Annotated in this window: 19 protein-coding genes; 5 read left to right on the top strand and 14 right to left on the bottom strand. The window is 53.6% G+C overall.

Going from position 1 to position 22,363, the window contains the following annotated elements; genetic code table 11:
* Positions 1–61: 61 nt before the first annotated feature.
* From RAC89_RS30250 to RAC89_RS30240, 3 genes are all read left to right on the top strand, one after another.
* Complete coding sequence (locus tag RAC89_RS30250; RefSeq protein ID WP_306617371.1) at positions 62–415, top strand: cold-shock protein; 354 nt, start codon at positions 62–64, stop codon at positions 413–415.
* A 15-nt stretch (positions 416–430) separates the two neighbouring features.
* A complete protein-coding gene (locus tag RAC89_RS30245; protein ID WP_306617370.1) occupies positions 431–769 on the top strand; it encodes a hypothetical protein in 339 nt (112 codons plus the stop codon).
* An 82-nt stretch (positions 770–851) separates the two neighbouring features.
* Entirely contained in the window at positions 852–1,628 is a 777-nt protein-coding gene (locus RAC89_RS30240) for a hypothetical protein (RefSeq protein WP_306617369.1), read from the top strand.
* A gap of 71 nt (positions 1,629–1,699) precedes the next feature.
* Here RAC89_RS30240 and RAC89_RS30235 read toward each other — a convergent pair whose 3' ends face one another.
* Entirely contained in the window at positions 1,700–2,059 is a 360-nt protein-coding gene (locus RAC89_RS30235) for an SHOCT domain-containing protein (protein WP_306617368.1), read from the bottom strand.
* A gap of 222 nt (positions 2,060–2,281) precedes the next feature.
* On the opposite strand from RAC89_RS30235, the gene RAC89_RS30230 reads away from it, so the two are divergent.
* Complete coding sequence (locus tag RAC89_RS30230) at positions 2,282–3,535, top strand: S-layer homology domain-containing protein (protein WP_306617367.1); 1,254 nt, start codon at positions 2,282–2,284, stop codon at positions 3,533–3,535.
* Positions 3,536–3,593: 58 nt separating this feature from the next.
* On the opposite strand, the gene RAC89_RS30225 is transcribed toward RAC89_RS30230, so the two are convergent.
* Complete coding sequence (locus RAC89_RS30225) at positions 3,594–5,990, bottom strand: YcdB/YcdC domain-containing protein (RefSeq protein ID WP_306617366.1); 2,397 nt, start codon at positions 5,988–5,990, stop codon at positions 3,594–3,596.
* A 224-nt stretch (positions 5,991–6,214) separates the two neighbouring features.
* Between RAC89_RS30225 and RAC89_RS30220 the strand changes: the two genes are divergently transcribed.
* On the top strand, positions 6,215–6,661 hold the full coding sequence (locus RAC89_RS30220) for a GNAT family N-acetyltransferase (RefSeq protein WP_306617365.1): 447 nt from the start codon (positions 6,215–6,217) through the stop codon (positions 6,659–6,661).
* On the opposite strand, the gene coaW is transcribed toward RAC89_RS30220, so the two are convergent.
* The 12 genes from coaW to RAC89_RS30160 all read right to left on the bottom strand — a co-directional run bounded on the left by coaW (position 6,654) and on the right by RAC89_RS30160 (position 22,212).
* A complete protein-coding gene (gene coaW / locus RAC89_RS30215; protein WP_306617876.1) occupies positions 6,654–7,454 on the bottom strand; it encodes a type II pantothenate kinase in 801 nt (266 codons plus the stop codon). The two genes, RAC89_RS30220 and coaW, sit on opposite strands and share 8 nt — an antisense overlap.
* Before the next feature lie 157 nt (positions 7,455–7,611).
* Positions 7,612–9,261, bottom strand: a complete 1,650-nt coding sequence (locus tag RAC89_RS30210) for an extracellular solute-binding protein (RefSeq protein ID WP_306617364.1) — start codon at positions 9,259–9,261, stop codon at positions 7,612–7,614.
* A 113-nt stretch (positions 9,262–9,374) separates the two neighbouring features.
* On the bottom strand, positions 9,375–10,259 hold the full coding sequence (locus RAC89_RS30205) for a carbohydrate ABC transporter permease (RefSeq protein WP_306617363.1): 885 nt from the start codon (positions 10,257–10,259) through the stop codon (positions 9,375–9,377).
* Between the two features lie 16 nt (positions 10,260–10,275).
* The gene (locus tag RAC89_RS30200; RefSeq protein WP_306617874.1) at positions 10,276–11,151 is read right to left on the bottom strand and encodes an ABC transporter permease; all 876 of its coding nucleotides are present in this window, start codon (positions 11,149–11,151) and stop codon (positions 10,276–10,278) included.
* Positions 11,152–11,434: 283 nt separating this feature from the next.
* Positions 11,435–12,955 carry a response regulator transcription factor gene (locus tag RAC89_RS30195; RefSeq protein ID WP_306617362.1) on the bottom strand — a complete coding sequence of 507 codons (1,521 nt, stop codon included), beginning with the start codon at positions 12,953–12,955 and terminating at the stop codon, positions 11,435–11,437.
* Positions 12,945–14,750 (bottom strand): sensor histidine kinase, encoded by a 1,806-nt coding sequence (locus RAC89_RS30190; RefSeq protein ID WP_306617361.1) that lies wholly within the window; start codon positions 14,748–14,750, stop codon positions 12,945–12,947. Before RAC89_RS30190 ends, RAC89_RS30195 begins: the two co-directional genes overlap by 11 nt.
* A 218-nt stretch (positions 14,751–14,968) precedes the next feature.
* Positions 14,969–15,541: an undecaprenyl-diphosphatase gene (locus tag RAC89_RS30185; RefSeq protein ID WP_306617360.1), complete on the bottom strand. Its 573-nt coding sequence runs from the start codon at positions 15,539–15,541 to the stop codon at positions 14,969–14,971.
* Positions 15,542–15,714: 173 nt separating this feature from the next.
* A complete protein-coding gene (locus RAC89_RS30180) occupies positions 15,715–16,959 on the bottom strand; it encodes an FAD-dependent oxidoreductase (protein ID WP_306617359.1) in 1,245 nt (414 codons plus the stop codon).
* Between the two features lie 17 nt (positions 16,960–16,976).
* A complete protein-coding gene (locus RAC89_RS30175; RefSeq protein ID WP_306617358.1) occupies positions 16,977–18,923 on the bottom strand; it encodes an FAD-dependent oxidoreductase in 1,947 nt (648 codons plus the stop codon).
* An 11-nt stretch (positions 18,924–18,934) separates the two neighbouring features.
* On the bottom strand, positions 18,935–20,464 hold the full coding sequence (locus RAC89_RS30170) for a type 2 periplasmic-binding domain-containing protein (RefSeq protein ID WP_306617357.1): 1,530 nt from the start codon (positions 20,462–20,464) through the stop codon (positions 18,935–18,937).
* Between the two features lie 33 nt (positions 20,465–20,497).
* Positions 20,498–21,358, bottom strand: coding sequence for a carbohydrate ABC transporter permease (locus RAC89_RS30165; RefSeq protein WP_306617356.1), 861 nt, complete (start codon positions 21,356–21,358; stop codon positions 20,498–20,500).
* Positions 21,352–22,212: an ABC transporter permease gene (locus RAC89_RS30160; RefSeq protein WP_306617872.1), complete on the bottom strand. Its 861-nt coding sequence runs from the start codon at positions 22,210–22,212 to the stop codon at positions 21,352–21,354. The genes RAC89_RS30165 and RAC89_RS30160 overlap by 7 nt, the downstream gene beginning before the upstream one ends.
* Positions 22,213–22,363 lie beyond the last annotated feature (151 nt).

The following is a 22,363-nucleotide window of genomic DNA, read 5'->3' as shown; positions in this document are numbered from 1 at the left end:
GACAAGCCGCAAAAGGATTGGAGCAGGGTAAATAGTAACACAACAACAGGGAGGGATTGCGATGAGTAAATTTGTAGAATCCAATGTCTGGAGCGGCGGAGCCGGGACGGGGGACGAAATCACTTGGCTCGGTCCGTCGATCGCCCGAAGTCCAAGATTTCATATAACGCGCAAGCCGGAATCGAATTCGCCAGCTAAAGTAACGGGGACCGTTATCCGCTGGAACCAGGACCGGGGCTTTGGATTTCTCAAGCCGGACGGATTACAGGAAGATTCGGACGTGTTCGTTCATATTATAGAATTACAGCGTTCGGGAATTGAACGGCTGCGGCGAGGAGACCGTGTGGCCTTCGTGCCGGTAACGAGAAAAAGCGGTAAGCTCTCCGCTGCGGAGGTCGAGCTTATTAACGCTTAAACAGGAGGATGAAGCATGTTTATACCAAACATCGATCAACGCTCGGAGGAAAGCGCTAAGGCTTCGATCGCGGCAGCCGTTACGGAGTACCATGCGTATCTTGCGGAGGCGAACTCGTCGGAGCTGCAGAAGCTGCTGGAGGAGATGGAGGCGGCGAAGACCGCCTATTTCAATGCGCTTACGGATCTCAAGAAAAGGCTGCAGGAGCTCTCCCTTGAAGAGCAGAGGCTGTCCGATCTGATGCGGGAGTATGGCGTGGAGGGCTCACTGCCTTCTCTTACCATCAACAAGCTGACGCATCCTCATCATTTTATCTCGACCTATGAGATTATTGCGGACAGAGCGTTGGATTAAGGAGAAATATACGATCGGGCCGCAACTATTCCAAGTTCTTCCACGTATAGAAAGGAGCGCTACCTAAGAAGGAGGAGCTTCTATGTTACTCGATGCTTACCGCAGGCTGCCGATGTTTCCGCTGCTTGCGCTGATTCCCTTGACAGTGGACGGCATATCGGTCCTGCTGGGGATGCTGTTGCGGGGCTTTCACGGAGATCCACATGTTACGTTCAAGCTCACTATACAGATGGGCTTACCCTCGATCGCCGCCGTGACGGAGCAGACGTTCATGCTCGGATCGGTTCAGGTAGGCAGCGGTATTCATGCGGGCAGTATGCTCGGTGTGCTGCTGCTGCTCGCGGCATTTCTCACGGTACAGGCCTTCCTGCAGGGCGGATATATCGGGCTGCTCCATGATACGGCCGGTGGGAGCGGGCTGTCGTTGGAACGGTTTGCCGCCTATGGGAGGCGCTTTTTCGGACGCTTCTTCCTATTAAATCTTCTCGTAATGGCCTTGTTGTTTCTGGTCGGGGGCATTTTCACCGGTGTTATGGGAATGCCCGGCGTCATCCTGTTCATGCTCATTTTTATCAGCGTAAGGATTGTTTTTCTTTATCTCGAATTCACTCTGGTGGCTGAGGATTGCTCTATAGGGGAAGCCTTCCCCCGTTCGCTTGAAGCGTTTCGCAGGCGTACCTCCTACACCCTGCCGCTTGTCGCAGTAGCACTTGTGATCAATGTCGTGGCCGGGCTGCTGATTAATGCGATGTGGATGCCGTTCCTGTTCTTTGTGTTACTGGTTGCGTATGACCTGACGATGGCCGGACTGCAGCTCGCCTTTATGGAGGATTATCATAGTACTCGAAGACAGTATTGAGGCAAAAGAGAAAGCTCCAAGTGAAACGGTTGGCCTTGAACCCGTCCGTTCACTCGGAGCTTTTCGATATGTTACCATTGATCCTTGAGAATTTCCGATCTTTTCTTAAGATACTCCTCCTCAGTAATCAGCCGGTCCTGCCGCAATCTCTCCAGCTTCCGCAGCCTCGTTTCAAAATCCGGCCCCTGTGTGGAGTCCACGCGCGGCATGGGCTCCACATCTACCTCCCACTGTGATACCCCGCGGCCTGTGAAGAAATTGACCCCATTCGTAATGGTAATCCCGAGTGCCACCAAAACCCACAGAATACCGAAGAATCCGGGCGCACTTGGAATCACGCTCGTCACTCCAAAGATAACAAAACCGGCGCCTACGATCATCCCCAATAATGAGGCTCCCTTGCTCGGCTTGACTCGTCCTCTCATGAACATGCGGATCCGCCTCCCTGCCTATGTTACAACTATATACGTAATGCAAAGAAAATTGTTGCACTAGGTCTGACCTTGCACCAAGGTACGGAATAATTAGGTCGAAGTTATCAGGCGATTTGGGTATTTCGGACAATACTCAAACGAGGGTTCGATATGTTTTGATAAATAATGGTCATAACGGACAAATATCGACGTCATCGACAGGCGTATGGGAGGTCACCTATGAAAAGAACGATAATTACCGGGATCATTACTGCGCTGCTCGCTGGTTCGATCGCCGGGCCGGGTACAGGACAGGCTGCCGCGGGGGTTTCCTTCACCGATGTGCAAGGGCATTGGGCCGAGACAAGCATTAAACATTTAGCGGAGCAAGGAATTCTCGACGGCTATCCCGACGGAACCTTCCGACCGGATGAGCCGATTCAGATCGATCAGTATATCAAAATGCTGCTGCTCTCCTATTCCAATCAGCACCAGAATGGAGAGCGGAGCTGGAAGAAGGACTTTCTCCAGGCATTAAGTCCCGAAAACCGGGATATTCTTGCCCAGGATTACCGCAATTTCACCTTTAAGGCAAGTCCGGTAGGCTACTGGGCCAAGCCTTATATCGACCTTGCCAGCGACCTTAGCTTCATCAGTAAGGCTCGATTTCCGGATGTGAAGGCTCCGCTGAAGCGGGAGAATGCAGCTGAAATCATCTATTATACTTTGCGGCAGCTGGAGTACGTTGAAGATGAAGGCTTTAGCATGGCTTATGCTTCAGGCATCGGGGATTTGCTCAGCGCTTCCTCCCGGGAGCAGCGTTTTATTGCGGAAGCCTATGTCAAAGGGATTATGGATGGCTACCCGAACGGCTATTTTGGCGTAGGACGAACGGTTACCCGCGCGGAGGCGCTTACCATGCTGGATCGTATTACAGCCAAAGAGAAACGGGTTCCGCTTCAGAGGAACAGCCCCTCCATGCCTGAGCTGTCCAGGGTTGTTCCGGCGAAGGACGGCAGCTACAAGCCGGTGCTTTTTCCGTCCCGCCATATGCTCGATGCCTATGATGTGATGCAGGAAGCCGCCAAGCTGCGCGGAACGAATTACGATTTGGTGGAAACCTTTGCCCGCCTTTATAAAGATAAAGAGGACAAGGGCAAGGCGATCGCCCTAGGCGGTACGGCCGGAGTGCTCAGCGGTTATGAGGAGGCCGCCTTATGGCTTGAGCCGGCCTATAAGACCTATGGCGTAACGCTGAAGGTGGGTAACGACACTTGGGCACGCAATGAAGAGCCGATCCGTATGTTCACGAATCACATCTTCGGCTATAACGCGGAGCTGTTCCGGCAAGCTCTCCTGGAAGCCTACCGTACAGTGGAGCAGAACGGAAAGCTGGATACCTCAACTGTCGAAATTGGCGGCTATTCCGTGGAAACGCGGTTGGATGGGGCCGGTAAGGCACTCACGTTCTCCATTGTTGAGAAAACCCACTAAAAGGGTGCGAATACAGAAGAACCGTTCGGTGATCCGAACGGTTCTTCGCCATCCTCTCCTATCTCCAGCCGTTCACGGGACCGCTGCCGATACGCTTATCCGTCTTCCCCTGAAGGTATACGAGCCGCATCATGACCTCCGCCACCTCAGCCCGTGTAATCGTATCCTTCGGACGGAACGTTTCCTCAGCCGCATTCATTAGACCGAGCTTAAAAGCAACGGCAACGGAGCCCGGATCAGCGATGTCATCATAGTCCTTAAGGCTCATAACCGATGAATCGGAAGTCAAGTGTGTGGAAAGCTTCTCATAGCCGGCAAGGCGTGTAAGCCAACCGGCGAGGGCTTCCCGCGTAAGCAGCCCTTCGGGATCGAATCCCGCGGTAAGCTCCTCCCGCTTCAACAGTCTTTGTTCGAGGAAATAGCTGATCGCTCCCGCATAGGGGCTCTTTTGCAGCTTCTCGTCCAGCTTGGCGTCTCTGGGATTGCCTGCAGCATACATCGGCTCAAAGTAGGGGGAGAGCGCCTGCGCCATCATGGTCATAAATTCCCCTGTGCGAACAGTACCGCTCGGATCGACATTGCCTTCCGCATCCAGCTTCAGAAGTTGATACTCCACCAGCGTTTGGAGTGATTTCTCAGCCCAGTGGCCTTCCACATCGGCAGGCTTCCTGTCTGAGCTTCCCTCTGATAATGAAGACTCCCACATGCTGCGGAACACCCCCGTCACCGCATCGATAACAGTCCCCATCCCGTCCTCGTGACCGCGAAGCTTCGGACTATAGACGAGCTTCACAATAGGCTTTGCCTGCACGCCGGCAGCCATATCGGGATGGAAGCTTTGGTAATGAAGCTCCATTTCCAGCTTCTCCTCGTATTGCTTCCGGGCTTGCTCCTCCGTAACGACAGGCTCCAGCTTCGGTACGGAGCTCGGCTCCGACATACCCGACACGAAATAGCTGGCCAGTTGACCGTCGCCGTTCAAAGTCATATGAATTTGATTACCGACCACCATGATATCATGAACGTAGCGCTGAAACGTAAACTGAAACGCGTGGTCATTGGAGGATGGCCCGTACGAGAAACCTTTCATCCATTTCAATTCATCAGCGGCATTCGGATACAGCTGATTAATCAGATCGAAAGCCTTGCTCTTGGCTGCTTCTTCTGTAATGGATGGCGTCTTCGGCTGCTCCACTGCTTTCTCTCCTGGAATCATCACGGAGGAAGAATAAATTTCTTTACGCAGCTCCATAATTTGACCGCTTGTAGCATCAACAACGGCGGACCATGTGTTATCCGCAAAGACCGGCTTGCCGTCCTCCGACCAGTGAAGCCGCCATGACTTACGGCCTGTCGGATAGTGCTCCTGCGCAGAGGAGGCTTCCTTCGAGAGAAGCATCTCTTCCGGAATCAGCTTCAGCTGACGAACGCGTTCCTCGGCCTCCTCCTTGGTCAGCTCTCCAGGCGCTGCCGTGTAGACAGCTCCCTGCTTAGGAACCGCTTGGAAGCCCTGCACGCTCGAAGCCGGCTTCGCCTCTCCCGTCATCTGAAGGAAATCTCCTGTCTGTGCATCCAGGGTATAAATTTCCTTATTCACCGGCTGCCAGCCCAGGAAGTATTCGGTTGTCGGAGACATTCCCCATCGGCCCTTGGGAATATAAGCGAGCTGCAGCTGGAACTGCTCCTTAAACCGCTTGAGTGCTTCCTCTGCACTATAGGCTGGAACTGGCGACGGGTATACGGCAGAACCTCCTTGAAGGTAAAAGCTGGTGACCTGGCCGTTCCCGTTCAAGCTGATTCCTACGCTTTCGGAGCCGGAGGGAATCCCATTGACATGGCGAGTAAATAGGAACTGGTACTCGATAGGTCCAAAGAGGGAAGTGCGTCGCGGCTGCTTTTGTTCGTTTAGCTTCAAATCAGAAACGCTCATCGAGCCTGCGGCCTTGGCAATAAAAGACTTTGCTTCCTCTACGGCTTGCTCCCGGGTTAGCTTAGGCGGATAATACGGCTCGTCATCCTCTGATAGACTCGGCCCCCCAATATGAATCTGCAGCAAATCTCCGTTCGTCGCATCCATCTGACTTTGGAAACCGTAACTGCCGCTTCCATACTGCATCTGCCACGTGATGGACCACACAGCAGCCGTCTGCGCAGGAGGATACTGCCTGCCGCTCCCGAGCTCAACGTTCTGCACCTCCGCTTCCTTAAGCATCGGGAACAGCGCTCTAGTCTTTTCTATCGCCTGTTCCTTCGTGAACTTCGCTTCAAGCGACTCCTCCGGGTTGGCAGTCATCATGCTGCCTGCCGGCATCAACTGGGCCGGCCCCGAGCCCGAAGCAACAGATACAACCGGCACCGTGATGGAATTGGCTGAGACTGCCGGTACCCAGCTCGTTCCAAGGGCAGCCGCAATGACGGTTACGCCGGCTCTTCTCCATATGCGATCATACTTCACATCTTCATCTCCCTATACCTATAGTTACATGGCTGACAAAAAGTCCCATAGGTAATACGCCGTATAGGCGGAAAGGTTTCCTTTTCATGGAAAATCGGATGACCGATGGCATCATGGGGCAAAGGGATTGCAGCAAATATTTCTTTACAGCAGTACTCTTTATTGAATATATATAATTATTGATGTATATTTATACAATCATAACTGCAAGGAGGCATCTGCCATTGTCCTATACCATTAGAAATGCCGCACCTTCCGACATCCCGCGGATTACAGAACTCATGCATGAATACATCGTTGGATTTTATAAGAATCCCTGGCCGTCGGATGAGAAAATTCACTTGCTAATCCAAACCCTGCTGGAAAAGCAAGACGGGATTCAATTCGTCGTAGAGCAGGATGCGCACCTTATCGGCTTCGCCACATTATATTTCACATTCAGTACGATGAGGGCCGGCAAAATTACGATCATGAACGATTTCTTTCTCCTGGAGCCTTACCGCGATACGGAAGTGGAAGCTGCACTGTTTATGCATTGCAAAACCTACACGCAAGACCATGGCTTTGCTTACATGTCTTGGATTACGGCTGCCCAGAATGAACGGGCTCAACGATTCTTTGCTCAAATGGGCAGCCTTCAGGGGAATTGGATCAACTACTCGATCAGTTAATACTCAGCAGGGAGCCGATGGCACCGCAATATTGGCCATTGTCCAGAAAAATGGGGCGGGCCCCCCGTAGGTCCGTGTAATATCGGACAACTTCTTTCAAAGGCTCATTATTCAAGAAAGAGGATCCGATGTATACGACCGAGGAGGATCCGCACTGCCCGGCTGCCAGTACGCTGGCCGTCGCTACGGTTTCTCCCACCAACCCGACGACGGAGGACAACAGCTCTTCCTTCGTCAGCAGATGGACATTAGCCGTCAACCTGCCGAAATTACTGGCGGTAAGATCCCCGGGGATGGGCGGCTCCGTTCCTTCATAAATATGACGCACCTTCAGGTCGATCCGATCCCGGTCGCCCGAAGCGGCGAGGGAAACAATAGCTTCATAATCCGTAATTCCCGTTAACAGCTGCGAAAGCCCCATGAGCGTGCCCCCGCCAACCCCGGTTCCTCCCACTCGAGCATGCCCTTGCTCCTGAACGCGGTGGATGGACGTTCCTGTTCCCACATTCGTCAATATGAAAGAGCCTGGGTCGATTTGTTCGCTTTGCAGGAGATACTTCGCCCCTCGAACGGTCCCTTCGAATTCCACAATCTCGGATGCCTCTTTATGTAGAGCTGCCTTCACCTGGGCTGTTCTTCCGCCCGTAATACAAAGCTTCGCCTCAGCCAAACGGTTGATCCATGCCGTGACTTCCTCCAGCTTGGATACAGGCAAGCTTTTGAACTCAATCCGGTCCTGCTTCCTGTAAGCTATTTTGATCAATGTGCCGCCGGCATCGATTCCTATGTTCATCAATAATCGCCTCTACCTTGTAAAATGCTCACCTGTTTTATGCAAACGTTATCTATTTTATCATGATACCTTCGTAAATAAAGCTATTTTTCGAAAAAAAGAAAAAAGAGCCGCCAGAACTCAGCCGCTCTTATCTGTATCTATACTCTTTATGGTTTTATTTCTGCGACAGCTGCTGCTTTAGAACCTCATAGATGTCCTTGGCCAGGAAAGCGTTTTTGCTGTCCTTTTCATACCAGTTCTTGTACCATTCCTCGATTTTCTTGCCATTGCCCTTGTCCCAAATGTCCTTCGCTTCCTTCGACGCCTGCTCGGGAGTATATGCTTTGCCGCCCAGGATCGCTTTGATATACGTGTCGTCGATCGGTTTCGTAATCGGGCTGGACAACGCTTCAATATCCTTCGGATGCTGAGGCATGTGCTCGGGATGTGTAATTTCTACATAAGGCTTGTTCGGATCGGTATAGATCTGCATGGCCTTCTTATACATCTCGAAGCCTTCCTTCTGAATCGGATCATTCAGATTGAAGGAGACCGCCAGCTTGCCGCACTTCGCATCGAGCACGTTGCTGCTCATCATCTGGAAGTCGATGTTCCAGGACACCTCTTGCTTGCGCTTATCCGCGCTGATCGGCTCAGGGCAGCCGTTTGCTCCTAGCTTCCAATGCTCGCCTTCGATTCCGTTCTTCAGCGTATTGGCAGTCTCCGGCTTCACCAGGAAATCAATGAACTTCATTACGGCATCGGGGTTCTTCGTACTCGCATTCACCACGGCTGTCGCCTGCACCGGGTTGGAGAACGCCGGGTTGAACTGCCCCGCCGGGCTCTTCGGATAAGGAATCGGCGTTACGACCGCCTCCGGCGCATTCTTCTTGAGCGACGTCAGCTCGTTCTGAGCGAAGCTCACCCAGTTAATTTGAAGCGGATAAATACCGATCTTGCCGTTCACAAAGTCTTGGCGCGCCTTCGCTCCGTTCTTATCATTGAGAAAATCCTTATCGATGATGCCTTCGTCAAACAATCTCTTCTTGAAATCCGTCACAGCTGTGAAGCTGTCCCAGTTGCGCACGACGGCTCCATCCTTCACCACCCAGCGCGTGGCTTGGAAGATCTGATCCACGACCTGACCGGACTGCAGGCTGATCGCCATCCCGTAGGTGTCCTTCTTGCCGTTGCCGTCTGGATCGTTCTCGGCGAACGCTTTGGCCACCTGATATAGCTCCTCTGTCGTTTGCGGCGCCTGCAGATTGAGCTTCTTCAACCAGTCCTCCCTTATCAGAAGCGCATGGATCGGGTATACCTCAGCCAAGCGCGCGAATTCGTAGAGCTTCCCGTCCGCTTTCATGCCTACCTTCTTAAGGGAAGGGTATTCCTTCAGCATCTGCTTGTAGGTCGTGCTGTATTTCTCGACCATCTCATCGATCGGCATTAGCAGCTTCTGGTCGACGAGCGGATTTTTGATATGAGGCGCATATTCGAAAATCAGATCCGGTGCGCTCGCCGACGCAAACAGGACGTTCAGCTTCTGCTGCGATTCGAAGCGGGGCACCGCCGTAAATTTGACGTTCACAGGGCCCTTTTCATTCAGCCACTTGGTCCAGCGGTTCTCTTCGATAGTCCCTTCCGCAGCCGGCACCGAGCCCCGATCGTAGATCGTCGCCGTAATATCCTTCCTGGCTTCCGGTGTGTTGCTGTTTCCTCCGGCCTGCGGCTTTTCTTCCTTGGAGCAGCCGGCCAGCACCAGTCCGGTGGTCAGCAGCAGCGCAGCGCCTCCAGTGATCCACGGTTTCATTGTTCCTTTAGTCATAGACATTCCCCTCTTGTGATCAAGTTATTGTTTTTTCAATCACTGGCAAGAACGGGTTGTTCCTTATTATCTCATTCGCATCCCTCCTGCTCAAGGTATACCGTAACGAGCGCCTATCCCTTTACAGAACCCAACAGCGCACCTTTGACAAAATACTTCTGTAAGAACGGATACGCGATGACCATCGGCGCCATCAGCGTGATAATCCCCGCAGCTTTAATGCCCTCCGGCGTAATTTGGGCGGTGTCGTCCGCTTGAATCATCTGCGAGGCAACCACCTCCTGCAGCACCGTCTGGCTTTGAATCATGTTCTGGACAAGCACCGTCAGATTGTACTTGTGGGTATCATTAATGTAGATGAGCACCGACAGGAACGCATTCCAGAACCCTACGGCATTGAAGAGCGTCAGAGTAGCCAGCACCGGGAGGGACAGGGGCAAAATAATCATCCCGAGCAGCCTCCACTCTCCACATCCGTCAATACGGGCCGCGTCCTCTATCTCCTCTGGAATCCCCAGGAAAAACGTACGGAGAATGAGCAGATTGTACGTATTGACGAGAGCCGGCAGCCAGAGCGCCCAGTAGGTGTTAATGATCCCGAGCGATTTCATCACCAGATACGAAGGGATGGTGCCCCCGCCGAACATCATCGTGAACAGAAACGCCAGCAGGAAGAACCGTTTGCCGATAAAATATTTTCGTGCCAACGGATAAGCCGTCAGCACGGTAGCGATCATCGCCAGCATCGTCCCGACAACCGTAATGATCACGCTGTTCTTGAAGGAATCGACCATGCGTGTCCCCCGAAACAGCGATTGGTAGGACTCCCAGGTCCAGCCGACAGGCCATAGGGAAACGTGACCGGACAGGATGGAATGCGCATCGCTGAGCGATAGTGCCAGGATATGCACCAAGGGCAGCAGGCAGCTTAAGCCCAGCAGGAGCAGTACGAAGTAGTTGATGCCGTAAAAGATTTTTTCCCCTATGGATGCTTTCATGAGTGATACCCCTCCTTCACCACAAGCCCTGATTGAATTTGCGAGCGATGTAGTTTGCCGTCAGAACCAGCACGAAGCCGACCAAATTCTCGAACAACCCCATCGCTGCAGTCAAGCTGTATTGTCCCCGTTGAATCCCGATTTGGTAAATGTACAGGCTGATGACATTGGACACGTCGGAGACGACGGCATTTTGCAGATTATAGACTTGATCGAAGCCTACGTCCATGACCTTGCCCACCGATAGAATAAGCAGCAGGATGACGGTCGTGCTGATGCCGGGAAGCGTGATGTGCCACATCTGCTGCCATTTGTTAGCCCCGTCGATGCTTCCCGCCTCGTACAGATGCGGATCGATGCCCGCTAAGGCGGCCAAATAAATGATGGCGGCGAAGCCCATCTCCTTCCAGATGCCTGAGCCGAGGTAGATGATCAGCCAGGAGGTCTTCTCATACATAAACGGATACGGCTCCCCCAGGATGCCTTCCAGCCAGCGGTTGATCGTCCCCGATTCCAGCGCGAAGAGGGAGAGCACGATGCCTCCGACGATAACCCAAGATAGAAAATGCGGCAGATAGACCAGCGTTTGGACCACTCGCTTGAACCACATTTTCCGTACCTCGTTAAGCAGGATGGCTAGTATGATCGGCACCGGGAAACCGACGACAATCCCCAGAATACTGATCAGGAAAGTATTGCGAATAATTTGGAGAGATTGGGCTTGGTTGAACAGCATGGCGAAATGATCGAAGCCGACCCAGGGACTGCCCCAGATGCCTTCCCTCAGGTTGAAGTCCTTAAAGGCAATGACGATGCCGCCCATCGGGGCGTACTTGAATATGATGTAATACAACAGTCCCGGCAAAAACATAATCATGAGCGGGATGTTCATTTTGATCAGCTTCACGGTGCTCGCTTTAAACCGTTTGCGCTCCCTCGCTTCGTGCACCGGGTCCGTCAGGCTCGATGGTACTGTCACGTTTATCACCTCATCTGTGGAATTGAGCTGCCGCTGCCGCTGTCTCTGTCGGTGGAGCCCTGATGACTTTATCTTAAGGTTTTTCCATGATCGTCACCTTGAATTTCAAGATCAAAACCTGTAATTTTTTGAACTACAGCACAAAAAAATACCGTCTCTAGAACGCGATTCTCTAGAAACGGTATTCAGCGTTGAATTAGCCTTTGTATTGCTTGCGGTAATCGCTGGGGGACATCTGATGCAGCATACGGAACACATTGGTAAAATAATTCGGGTCGTCATAGCCGACCGCTGCCGCGATTTCGAACATCTTCATATCGGTGTTAACCAAGAGGAGCACCGCCTTCTGCATCCGAAGCTTGGTCAGGTAAGCACTGTAGTTATCGCCGGTCACCTTTTTGAACAGCTTGCTGAAGTATGCCGGACTGACGTGGAACATCTCTGCCGTGTCGGTTAATGAGCAGGATTCCATGTAGTGCTGATCCAAGTAATCGAGCGCCCGGTTGACAATGCTCTCGTTATTGCGCTGCCTCCACTCCTCGTATGACGATAGGAACTTCTCGGCCTCCCGTCGCGCCCACAGCTGGGCTGCCTCCGCGGTTGCAATCAACTGGAGCTGCTCTAGTTGATTGGCGAACCCGGACGTCTCCGCGGTGATTTCCAGCTGCTGCTTAGCGACTTGGTGCAGAGCGAAGGCCAACGCCAGCGCCTCCATCTTGGCATCCTCCGTCGATTGCCCAGCCATAGGGGACAGCAGCGCCTCCAGCTTCTGCTCGAGCTTGTTCTGGCCAAGGAGGATGCAGCCGGTCAGCTGGGTCTGCAGCTCCTTCACCCTTTGCCCTCCCGCTGCACCGCTTACCGGCTCCGTCGGAGGCGTTGCTTGGTTGGACGCATGCCTCTTCAGGAAAGCATCGCAGATCCGGGTAGCCTCGTGCAAACTCGAGATCGCCGGAGTCAGTGTGGCCGACAGCTCGATGCCGAGATACTGTCGAACGGCCTCCGACAGCTGTCGCTCCATTCCGTCGGCATTCTGCCCGCCGATCACCACGGCATACCTATCGAATTCCAGTGCAATGAGTCGGCCAGGGACGGATTGCTGCTGTAGGAGCTCCGCGATGATGTTAAAGAGCGCGAATTGGAGCAGACTGAGATCCTCCGGTCGATACGACTTATGTGCCGGGTAGAAATCCGCCACCGCGATCAGCAGCAGCCTCTTGCCCAGCAGCTGCGAATGGAGCTCGTCGGCCTGAGCAACCGGAAGTCTCAGCAGCATCCCGCGCAGCTGCGCCTCCTCCTTCACGCGCTGACTGGCGGCCAGCTCCTCTCGCTGCCGTTCGGCGGACTTCAGCCGTTCCTGCGCCTTCTGCAGCACTTCCATGAGGGTTTGATCATTGCAGGGCTTCAGCAAGAAGTCGATCACTCCGAAGCGGACGGCAGCCTGCGCGTATTTGAAATCGTCGTAGCCGGTCAAGATGACGACGTCAACGCCCGGGTACAGCCGCTGAATGCTTTCGGCCAGCTCAATCCCGTCCATACCCGGCATTCGAATGTCGGTAAGCACGAGATGGGGCTTTATTTGCGCAATTAGGTCCAACGCCTCCAGCCCGTTCTCCGCTTCGCCGACGACCTCCCAGCCCAGCGAATGATCCTCGATCATTTTGCGAAGCCCTTTACGGAAAAATATTTGATCCTCTACCAGCAGCAGCTTACCCCTCATGGTAGTCCCCCTTGTCGGTTTCCTTCTCCAGCGGCAAATAAAGATGAACCGTCGTCCCTTGTCCCGGTGTGCTTGTTATGCCAAGCCGGTACGGCGGACCATAAACGAGATCGATACGTTTGATAACACTTCTTACCCCGAGCGACTCCCTCTCCTGTTCCCCTTCGGCTGCACTCTCCGGACTGAGAACCCGCTCAAGCTGCTCCGGGGTTAGGCCGCAGCCGTTATCCTCAATTTCGACTTTCAGCATCTCGTTAAAGGGATAGGCGCGAATGACAAGCCGCTTGGGAGTCATCTGGTCACGGAATGCGTGGACGAAGGCATTCTCGACCAGCGGCTGGAGCAGCAGCCGCTGCATGCTGCAATCGAGCACATCGTCATCCGCTTCGATTCGTGCCTCAACGCCATTCTCCAGAAAGGCTGCTTGGATACGCAAGTAGTTGTCGATCTGCTGCAGCTCTTCCCGCAATGTAGTCCTCTTCTTCAGCCGAACGAGAGAATACTTAAGCAGGCTGGATAAGGAGAACACCAGATTCGCCGAATCGAGATCGTTCTGCAAATACAGCTTCCAATACAGGCCGTTGAGCGTATTGTACAGGAAATGAGGATGTAGCTGAGCCTGAAGCGCCTTTAGCTCCGCTTCCCGCTCGCTAATCCGGCTCAAGTACACCTTCTTAATCAGCTCCTGTACGTTGGCCGCCATCGAATTGAAGCTTTCTCCCAGAAAGCCGAGCTCGTCATGCGTACGGGGCCTGGTTCGAATGCTGAAGTTGCCCTCCCGCATCGTCCTCATTGCTTGAACCAGCTCTCTCAGCGGAGCAAGCAATCTTCCGCTCAGCAGCACGATCATCACGCCGCTAAGGCCTATACTCAACAGACCGAGCCATAAGCTTGTGCCGAGGATCTGCCGGCTTTCCCTCAGGATGTCGGACAACGAGACGCGGCTGATTAGCGTGAACCATATATTTTTGGAATACACGGCACTGTAAAAATAGGTATTGTCCCCTTCCTTCACGATTCCGCTTTGGTTCGTGCCGTTTAAGTAGCGGCTGAGCTCCGGCGTCCCCGGCTCCGTGCCGTTCGTATAAAGAAGCTTGGGCAGTGCGTCATATAAGTAGACTCGACCGCCATCGCCCCCGCCAATTTCCCGGAACGATCGTGTCAGAAATTCCTCATCGATGACCATGACCATCAATCCGTACACCCCCGATTGGGTACCGCGCATCCAACGAGAGCCGATGATGACGCTGCGTAATCCGCTTTGCTCAATTTGACTGGGAATGGTCTTGCGCATCCAGACAAGATCCCCCTTGGAGTTGCCCACCATACCCCGTACCTCTTCGAAAATAGCCGGGCTTAAGGGCTCGACCGCTTCCTTCATGAGATGGTGGTAGTAGTTCGTCCCGGACAAATCGTACAAGTAGAGCGAAAGCAGCTGCGGTGCATCGAACTTGACCTGTCTCAGCTGTTCGGAGATGAGTTCCTGCTCAAAATGCCGGTCCGCCGGCGTCAGTTCTTCGGATGAGTTGGATAGCTTGGTAATAATCCGTTCGATGGTCGGATGGAATACAATGTAGTTGGAAATCCGATACAGCTCTTGAATGCGCAGCTCCAGCTGGGTCATCGCTTGCTCGCTTGCTTTCACGTATTGGCCCGTAACCTCCTTCTCGAAGAGCCGAAGATGTGTCTGATACGAGATCAAGCCGGTTAAATTCACCGTAAAAAAAATAATGGCCGACACCCCGATGAGCAGCTTGCTTCTAAAGCTGATTTGCCGATGCCAAGGACGCAGCATTCCTACGCCTCCCCTCCCTCGTCAGCTGGGTAAGACACCTTGTTTGCGTAAATCGTACCATCGGATTCCGGGTTTGTTCAAGAGGTTCATTCGTGAGAGATGCGGTTCGGTAATTTCTGCAGCGGCATATGACCGGGAATCCGAGAAGCCGCGGGTACTATTAATAATATTTTTACTACTTATAATAATCTTATTAATTTTATTATTTGTACAATCGTTTATCGTGATGGGGATTCCCCCTTCTCATAACTCATTACCAACCCATTTACCCAGCTTACCTTAGGAATAGCGTAGTATACAATCAAAGCAGAGACGACACTGATCATCGCCCCGGCAAGTACATCAACCGGGTAATGAACCCCCACCCAAATCCGGGAAAACCCTACAAGAAAAGCTACGCTTAGCCAGATTACACCGGACTTCCTTCTGAACAGCCAAAAGGTTATCGCAAAGGAAAAAAACAAGATCGTATGATCACTGGGAAAGGAATTATCCACCGCTTTCTCTATTAACCGATTCACATCCGGAAGCTCGGCGAAAGGCTGGTGATGAGAGTGAATCATGCCTGCAGCCTTCCCCAGAAGCTCAGCGAAAGCGAATGCCATGACCCCGCAGACCACCATCATGCGGTTGAGCTTGTCTCTGGAAAACCACAGTACAATCATACCGATAACTAAGAAAAACACCAATCTCTCGGCAATGAAGATCATAGCAGGATTCAAGTGTTCGTAATGCTTCCCTAGGTCATTCATCCATCGAAACAACAGGATATTCCATTCAGATAATGCCATTGCTTACTCCCCTTATGTCAATTAATATGTTGTTATTATAAAAGAGCAGCCATGAATTTTCCCATCGATTCTTCTTACAATGTTGGACTGCGTCTTACAAATTTGTCACTGGGGAGCAAACGTCCAATAAAAAAAAGGAACAGACGCGTTTATCCAAGCGCCTGTTCCTCTGCTTATTTCAAAAACGTAACGTCCTGCTCACGTAAACGTTCATGCACTTGGGCCATATCCACCTCAGCCAGCCTGCAGCCGCTTTCGACGGCCAGCGCCGCAGCCACGCCAGCAGATTGCCCCAACCCGTAACAGGTCGCCTGCACGCGCATGGACGACATGGCTACATGCGTGGCCGAGATCGCACGGCCCGCTACGAGGATGCCCTCCACACCTTTCGGCACCAGGCAGCGATACGGAATGTCATAGCCGCTGACCTTCCGCTCATCGGTGCCGGATTTGCCGTCCGGGCTGTGGATGTCGATCTCGTAGTTGGTCTGGGCAACCACATCGTCGAATCGACGCCCGGAGGTGACATCCTCTTCCGTCAGCGTGTACATACCGACGATTTGGTTGGTCTCTCTCACACCGATTTGCCCGGGAATGTGGGTCAACGCATAGTTCTCGAAGCCGTTTCGCTGCAAATAATGTGCAACAGAAAACACTTGCCGCAGCGCTTCCTTCTCCGCATAGTTGATGTCCTCGATCTTCGCCCCGTTTCCCTTAACCCGGGTCATGTTCACCAGCAGAGTCCCCTCGTCTCCGCGTTCCCAGAACAGATGGCGTCCCTGCGGCAAATCCGACACCTTCTCGTAATAGTAGCCATCCTCAGGTAAATAGGGCTTCACAGGCTTGCCCGTATTTTGCATCATGAACATTAGGGTCATCGGTTGCGTCAAACCGTCCGAATCGCGTCCGGAGTGATACTCAGCCCCCGCATCGATTGCAACCTTGGCATCGCCGGTGCAGTCAATCAGCACTCGGGTTTCGAGGGCAATCAGCCCCTCTCTCGTGTTTACGGCAACGGCCTGAACGCCGTTCTCTTGACCGATGACACCGACACAGTTGGCATGGTAATATACCCTGACTCCTTCCTTCTCCAGCTTCTGGTTTAAGTAATGGCGGATGACAAAAGGGTTATACTGCGGCCAAATTGACTCCGTATGCGTCTTAGGCAGCTTATCCGGCATCGTCTCAGCGATCATTTCACGGTAAATGCCGGTCACATTGCCGACACCCATGAATACACTCACGTTGCCTAGCGTGCCCATGCCTCCAAGCTGACCGGAATGCTCCAGCAGAATGACCTTCTTCCCGCATCGCGAAGCCGCGATCGCCGCAGCTACTCCGGCGGGCCCTCCCCCAATCACAAGAATGTCCGTACTTTCGTAGACGCTAAGCTCTCTTTGAAAAGTATATCGGGTCATGGGTCTAGCCTCCCTTGTTAAGTATAGGATCGTGCAGCACTCAGCAATTCATATAGCCCTTGCAGAAGCTTTCCGCGCGTCATCGCCGCCGATGCCTCGTCACCGGGGCGTTCCACCGTTGCCGCTCCGCTCGGCACATGCAAAGCTCTTGCCACCGCTTGGAGCCAGCGCTCAGCCATGGCGGCCGGCAGGTAGGGCTGCGCCGACCAATACTCATTCGGCGGCGCCTCCTGCTTAGGGAGCCTCGGTCCCATATCAACCCCGGCCGGCAGCACTTGGGAGGAAGCGGGCAGCATAGGGACTGCCCCGCAGCCCGGCAGCGACCGAATCCGTGCGGCCAGCAGCGAGGCTTCCGTGACCGTTACCGGCTCGGACAACAAGGCATGATAGGAGGTGAAGAAGCCCTTGGTGCCGAAGTACTCCGCCGCTTTCCTAGCGGGATCCGCCCAGTCAACGTCGTCGAAGTAGGTGATCCGTTGGTTCTCCGCGAGCAGGGTATCTTGAAGCACATCGACGGACAGCTCGCGCACGGTCACCCCACGCGCTATCGAAAGCTGCGCAGCGATACCTGCCGCGAAACCGATCTGCATCCAGCAAGGCTCCATGCGGATCGTCCCGAAGCCCATGTGGGAAGCGGATACCGCTACCGGAACGAGCAGTCCATCGACACCCTTAGGCACGATAACGCCGTAAGGGATCTGGTACACCTTCGTCAGCCACCCTAAGCCGAGGAACCCCTCCAGCGCCTTGTCCTGCCCTTCCGGCTCACGCTTGCGGGTCGCATGGGAATCGATTGGATAATCGCCGATGGCGATGCTGTCGTGATGAATAGGCGCCCGCTCCAGACCGGGAGACAGCCTGGCATCATTCTCCGTGAACGTGTATTCTCCCACGATCCTCCGGGCTTCACGAACATAAATCTGCGGGGGAAAATGGTCGCTGTCTTGAAATTCATCCGCCGCATAACCCCAGGTTAGCGCCTCTTCCCGGAAGGCCGCCGGCAGCCCCTCATCGTGCTGCACAAACCAGAGCAGCCCCTGAATATACGACCGCTGCCTCGCGATGAATGACTCCCTCATCTCCCGGCTGCCTTCCGCGTAGGCCGTATTTTCCTCCGGCAAATCCGTCGAGCACATGCAGTAATGATGGTTGTTGCAATCAGTTTTGCCGTTGGGAACGGGAAGCATGTTGCTGACATCCCGAATCGACTTCACCCGTCCTTCCGCCACGTCCCGGAGCAAGCTGACGTAATCCTCACGGTTGTAGGAGGACGGGCGCTTGATCGGCACGAGGTTCTCCGGATTTTGGGTTAGGCACAGACGAAAGTTATAGGCTTGAATCCGGTCGTCGCCTTCCCCGGTGCTGCCCGGAAACACCTCCTTCGTCGGATCAAAGTTCATGTACAAGCGGCCGGCATACTCCTCGTTCCACTCGTCCCGGGATTCCCGGCCAAGCCGGTACGGCACCCCGGCCATGGCGGCTAAATCGCCTTCATAGGTCGCGTCGATGAAGACGCCTGCGGCAAAGCTCTGCCCGCTACCTGAAGCATCGGTGAGATCAATCCGCCGCAAACAGCCCTGCTCAACATGCGCCCGAGAGAGCTCACATTGCAGCCTTACCTCAATCAGCTCTTCCCGGGCAACCATCTCCTTCAGGATGCGCATAGCGACCGAGGGCTCGAAGAATAGCCCCCGATTACACTGCTTTACCTGTTCGGAATCCGAGCCATATGTGCCGGCATAGTAGTCCAGCACAGCGTCGGCGAACTCCCGAAAGACAGCGCCGCAGGCTTCTCTGGATATAATGTCCGTTCGCCCGAGTCCGCTCGTCATGAGCCCGCCGAAATGGCCCGTCGGTTCGGCCAGGAGGGTGCGCAGCCCCCTTCTGGCTGCGCCTAGAGCCGCACCGATGCCTCCGGGGGTTGCGCCGTATACCGCCACATCAAAGTTCCTCTCCACACTCACGTCCTCGCCCCCTATTTGATCAATTCCAGCTCTTTGGCCCGCTTCTGGGCTTCATCCAGCAGCAGCTTGTATTTGAACGTATCCTCCAAGGTTTTCAAGAAAGCCGGGTATTCCGAGAGCGGACGCTTGCCATAGACGAATTTCACCAGCTCCTCCTTGGCATAACGGTCCGCATCCGCGGCATTGTAGCCGGCCGGTGGAATGATGGCGCTGTCCATGCTGGTAAGCCTTGGAAGCTTCAGGGCAAACTTGATATAAGGCTCTTCCTTAGGAAACTTCGCCGTCAAATACTCCTCATTCGGACGGCCGGTCATTTGATAGTAGTGGAAATAGTTCCCTTCCTTCGTCATTGCATCGGTCAGCTCGATTTTGCCGTTTTTCAAGTTATAATGTCTGCCCTCAATCCCGTACATCACGAGCTGATTCCCTTCCTTGCCGGAGATGTAGTTGAGCAGGTCGAATATTTTCTGAAGCTTCTCGGGATTTTTCTCCAGCGACTTCGGGATGACGAACAGACGGGAAGGTTTCTCCGCATCGAAGGCGCTGTCGTATTGTCCTCCCGGACCCTTCGGCGGCTCGATGGGCACCCAATCGGCCTTCGCATTGACGGTTTTGTACTGCTGGATGAACTCCTGCTTGCCGATATCCGTCCAGCCGCTGAAGATGATCCCCGCTTTCCCCTGGAACGCCTGATCCCGCGCCATCGTGCCTTTATTCGTCATGAACTGAGGGTCTACAAGGTCCTCGGCGATCAGCTTCTTGATATATTCCAGCGCCGCTGTCATATTGGGATCGTAGTAGGTGTTGAACAGCTTGCCGTCCTTTAGATAGAAATTTCCCGCTCCCGGAGCACCCATGCCATAAGCTCCAAAGATCGGCGCGAAGGCAGGTAATTCCGTTCCTGTAAATCCGTACGTATCCTTCTTGCCGTTGCCGTCCGGATCCTTCTCCGTGAATGCCTTGGCTACCGCGTAAAGCTCATCCAAGGTTGTCGGCGCCTTCATGCCCAGCGTATTCAGCCAATCCTGACGAATCCAGAAGGAGGAGAACGGAACGTCGGGAATCCGGGTAATCGCAAAGTATTTGCCGTTCACCATGCCCTTCTTCAGCAGGCTCGCTCCCATGAAATCCTTGGCCTGCTTCAGCTTCGTATCCAAGTGAGGCGTCAGATCCAGCAGCAGTCCCTTCTGGGCAAAATCATTCAACGTCACCAGGTCCACCATCATCAAGTCGGGCATATTGCCGGCGGCGGAGCGGACCTTCATTTGATTCAGATAATCGTTCGATCCTTGAATCGCCGTTAGAGAAACATCGATATTCAGGCGCTTATCCAGCTCCTTCTTGATCCAATCTTCTTCCGGCGTCGGCAGTCCCGAGCCCTCCACGGTGATGCTGATTTTCATCGGTTGCTTGCTTTCACCGGGCTTCGCAGCGTCCTGCCCGCCCGCTGCCGGCTTACCGTCACCGGACGAACACCCCGCCAGTACACCTGTAGCTAACATGACGCTGCTGAGCAGCATGGGCCATACCTTCTTTTGCATACATACCCCTTCTTCCCTTAAAGTCATTTCAAATTACCCCTTAATTGAGCCAAGCAGCATGCCTTTGGTGAAATGCTTTTGCAGGAACGGATACACCACAATGATGGGGATGCTGGCTACAATGACTGCAGCCATCTGCATGGTGACGGTGGGTACCATGTTCTCGGCGCTTTCCATCGTCTGCTGCGAGAGCATGAGCATCTCCCGGACAATGACCTGCAGAGGGAATAGCGTTCGATCCGTGATATACATGATCGCTTGAAAAAATTGATTCCAATGCCCTACCGCATAGAACAGCCCGATGGTCATAATCGACGGCAGAGAGAGCGGCACGACGAGCTGCCACAGAATACGGAATTCTCCGGCTCCGTCCATCCGGGCGGATTCGAACAGCTCCTCCGGAAGATTCTCGAAAAAACTCTTCATGATCAGCACATTAAAGCTCCAAATGGCATTAGGCAAAATCAACGCCCATACCGTGTCGAGAAGCCCGGTGCTTTTGACCACGAGGTAGGTCGGGATGATGCCTCCGCTGAACAGCAGCGTGAAGACAACCATGAAGAGAAAGATACTGCGATGCGGGAGCCCCTTCCGGCTGATCGGATAAGCGAGCAGCATCGTGAGCAGTAGATTGATTGCTGTTCCCACGACCGTGACGAATAGCGTCACTTTGAACGAGCCCCAGATGTTCGACGACGATAAGATTTTGGCATAGGCTTGGAAGGTGATTTCCTTCGGGATCAGCACGTAGCCGCCGTTCTTCAGCACCTCGGCGTACGGGGTTAACGAGACGGACACCACATAAAGAATGGGGACGACGGCGGCCAAACCTACCAGCCCGAGAATGACGTAAATCACCGTGTTAAACAGCCGATCCTCGATGCCTCTTACCATATGCCCTGCCCCCATTTCTTCGCCAGCCAATTCGAGCCCAGCACCAGCACCAGCCCGATCGCCGATTTGAATAAGCCGACGGCTGAAGCGAGGCTGAAGTTCAGCTGCTCGAGTCCCGTCCTGAACACCCACGTGTCGAGAATATCGGCCACAGGGTACACGTGAATATTGTAGAAAATGTAGATTTGCTCGAAGCCTGCATCCATGACATGGCCCAGCTTCAGAATGAGAAGCATGACGATAACGTGCCGGATGCCGGGTAACGTCACGTGCCAGATCATCCGCAGCCGTGAGGCGCCGTCTACGCGTGCCGCTTCATACAGCGTAGGGTCAATCCCCGTCATCGCCGCCAAATAAATGATGGCCCCCCAGCCCAGGTTTTGCCAGATCTCGGAGCCGACCAGCAGCCCGCGGAACCATTCCGTAGAGGTTAGGAACGGGATGGCTCGCCCCCCGTTGTTTACCACCCAGTAGTTAATAATTCCCGAGCTCTCGGAGAAAAGCACAAGCGCAATCCCATAGATGATGACCCACGAGAGAAAATGGGGCATGTAGCTCAGTGTCTGCACCAGCGATTTGAACCAATAGACCCGGCACTCGTTCAGCAGCAGCGCCAATGCGATCGGCGGCAGCATCCCGAAGATCAGCTTATATACACTGATGAGAATCGTATTCGTGAGCAGGCTTCCGAAATAAGGGGAATCATAAAACTGTTTAAAATGCTTGTACCAAGGGTCCGCCCAAGGACTGTTCAGAATGCCCTCCAGGATGTCGTAATCCTTAAATGCAATCACAACGCCATACATGGGGATATATCGGTATACGATATAGTAGATGACCCCCGGCAGCAGCATGAAATATAAGGCTTTGAAGCGCCATAACAATCTGAAGTAGCCTCTGAGCCTCACGGATGAAGTGGAAACAGCCGGTACGGCGCGTGTTGTCGGGTGATCCAAGGTAAGCCACCTCCTTTGTTTGCGGTATACCTCTACTTTACCGTCGCAA

It is taken from the genome of Paenibacillus sp. GD4 (assembly GCF_030846225.1).
Lineage (GTDB): Bacteria > Bacillota > Bacilli > Paenibacillales > NBRC-103111 > Paenibacillus_G > Paenibacillus_G silviterrae.
This window is presented reverse-complemented; position numbering and strand designations above follow the sequence as displayed.

Excerpts from the sequence above, each read along its gene's own strand:
- RAC89_RS30165 (WP_306617356.1), bottom strand. The coding sequence starts at position 21,358 with ATGGTAAGAGGCATCGAGGATCGGCTGTTTAACACGGTGATTTACGTC.
- RAC89_RS30190 (WP_306617361.1), bottom strand. The coding sequence starts at position 14,750 with ATGCTGCGTCCTTGGCATCGGCAAATCAGCTTTAGAAGCAAGCTGCTC.
- RAC89_RS30160 (WP_306617872.1), bottom strand. The coding sequence starts at position 22,212 with ATGCTGCTGCCGGGGGTCATCTACTATATCGTATACCGATATATCCCC.
- RAC89_RS30230 (WP_306617367.1), top strand. The coding sequence starts at position 2,282 with ATGAAAAGAACGATAATTACCGGGATCATTACTGCGCTGCTCGCTGGT.
- RAC89_RS30240 (WP_306617369.1), top strand. The coding sequence starts at position 852 with ATGTTACTCGATGCTTACCGCAGGCTGCCGATGTTTCCGCTGCTTGCG.
- RAC89_RS30245 (WP_306617370.1), top strand. The coding sequence starts at position 431 with ATGTTTATACCAAACATCGATCAACGCTCGGAGGAAAGCGCTAAGGCT.
- RAC89_RS30185 (WP_306617360.1), bottom strand. The coding sequence starts at position 15,541 with ATGGCATTATCTGAATGGAATATCCTGTTGTTTCGATGGATGAATGAC.
- RAC89_RS30170 (WP_306617357.1), bottom strand. The coding sequence starts at position 20,464 with ATGCAAAAGAAGGTATGGCCCATGCTGCTCAGCAGCGTCATGTTAGCT.
- coaW (WP_306617876.1), bottom strand. The coding sequence starts at position 7,454 with ATGAACATAGGAATCGATGCCGGCGGCACATTGATCAAAATAGCTTAC.
- RAC89_RS30210 (WP_306617364.1), bottom strand. The coding sequence starts at position 9,261 with ATGACTAAAGGAACAATGAAACCGTGGATCACTGGAGGCGCTGCGCTG.
- RAC89_RS30200 (WP_306617874.1), bottom strand. The coding sequence starts at position 11,151 with ATGAACATCCCGCTCATGATTATGTTTTTGCCGGGACTGTTGTATTAC.
- RAC89_RS30205 (WP_306617363.1), bottom strand. The coding sequence starts at position 10,259 with ATGAAAGCATCCATAGGGGAAAAAATCTTTTACGGCATCAACTACTTC.
- RAC89_RS30250 (WP_306617371.1), top strand. The coding sequence starts at position 62 with ATGAGTAAATTTGTAGAATCCAATGTCTGGAGCGGCGGAGCCGGGACG.
- RAC89_RS30180 (WP_306617359.1), bottom strand. The coding sequence starts at position 16,959 with ATGACCCGATATACTTTTCAAAGAGAGCTTAGCGTCTACGAAAGTACG.
- RAC89_RS30195 (WP_306617362.1), bottom strand. The coding sequence starts at position 12,955 with ATGAGGGGTAAGCTGCTGCTGGTAGAGGATCAAATATTTTTCCGTAAA.
- RAC89_RS30235 (WP_306617368.1), bottom strand. The coding sequence starts at position 2,059 with ATGTTCATGAGAGGACGAGTCAAGCCGAGCAAGGGAGCCTCATTATTG.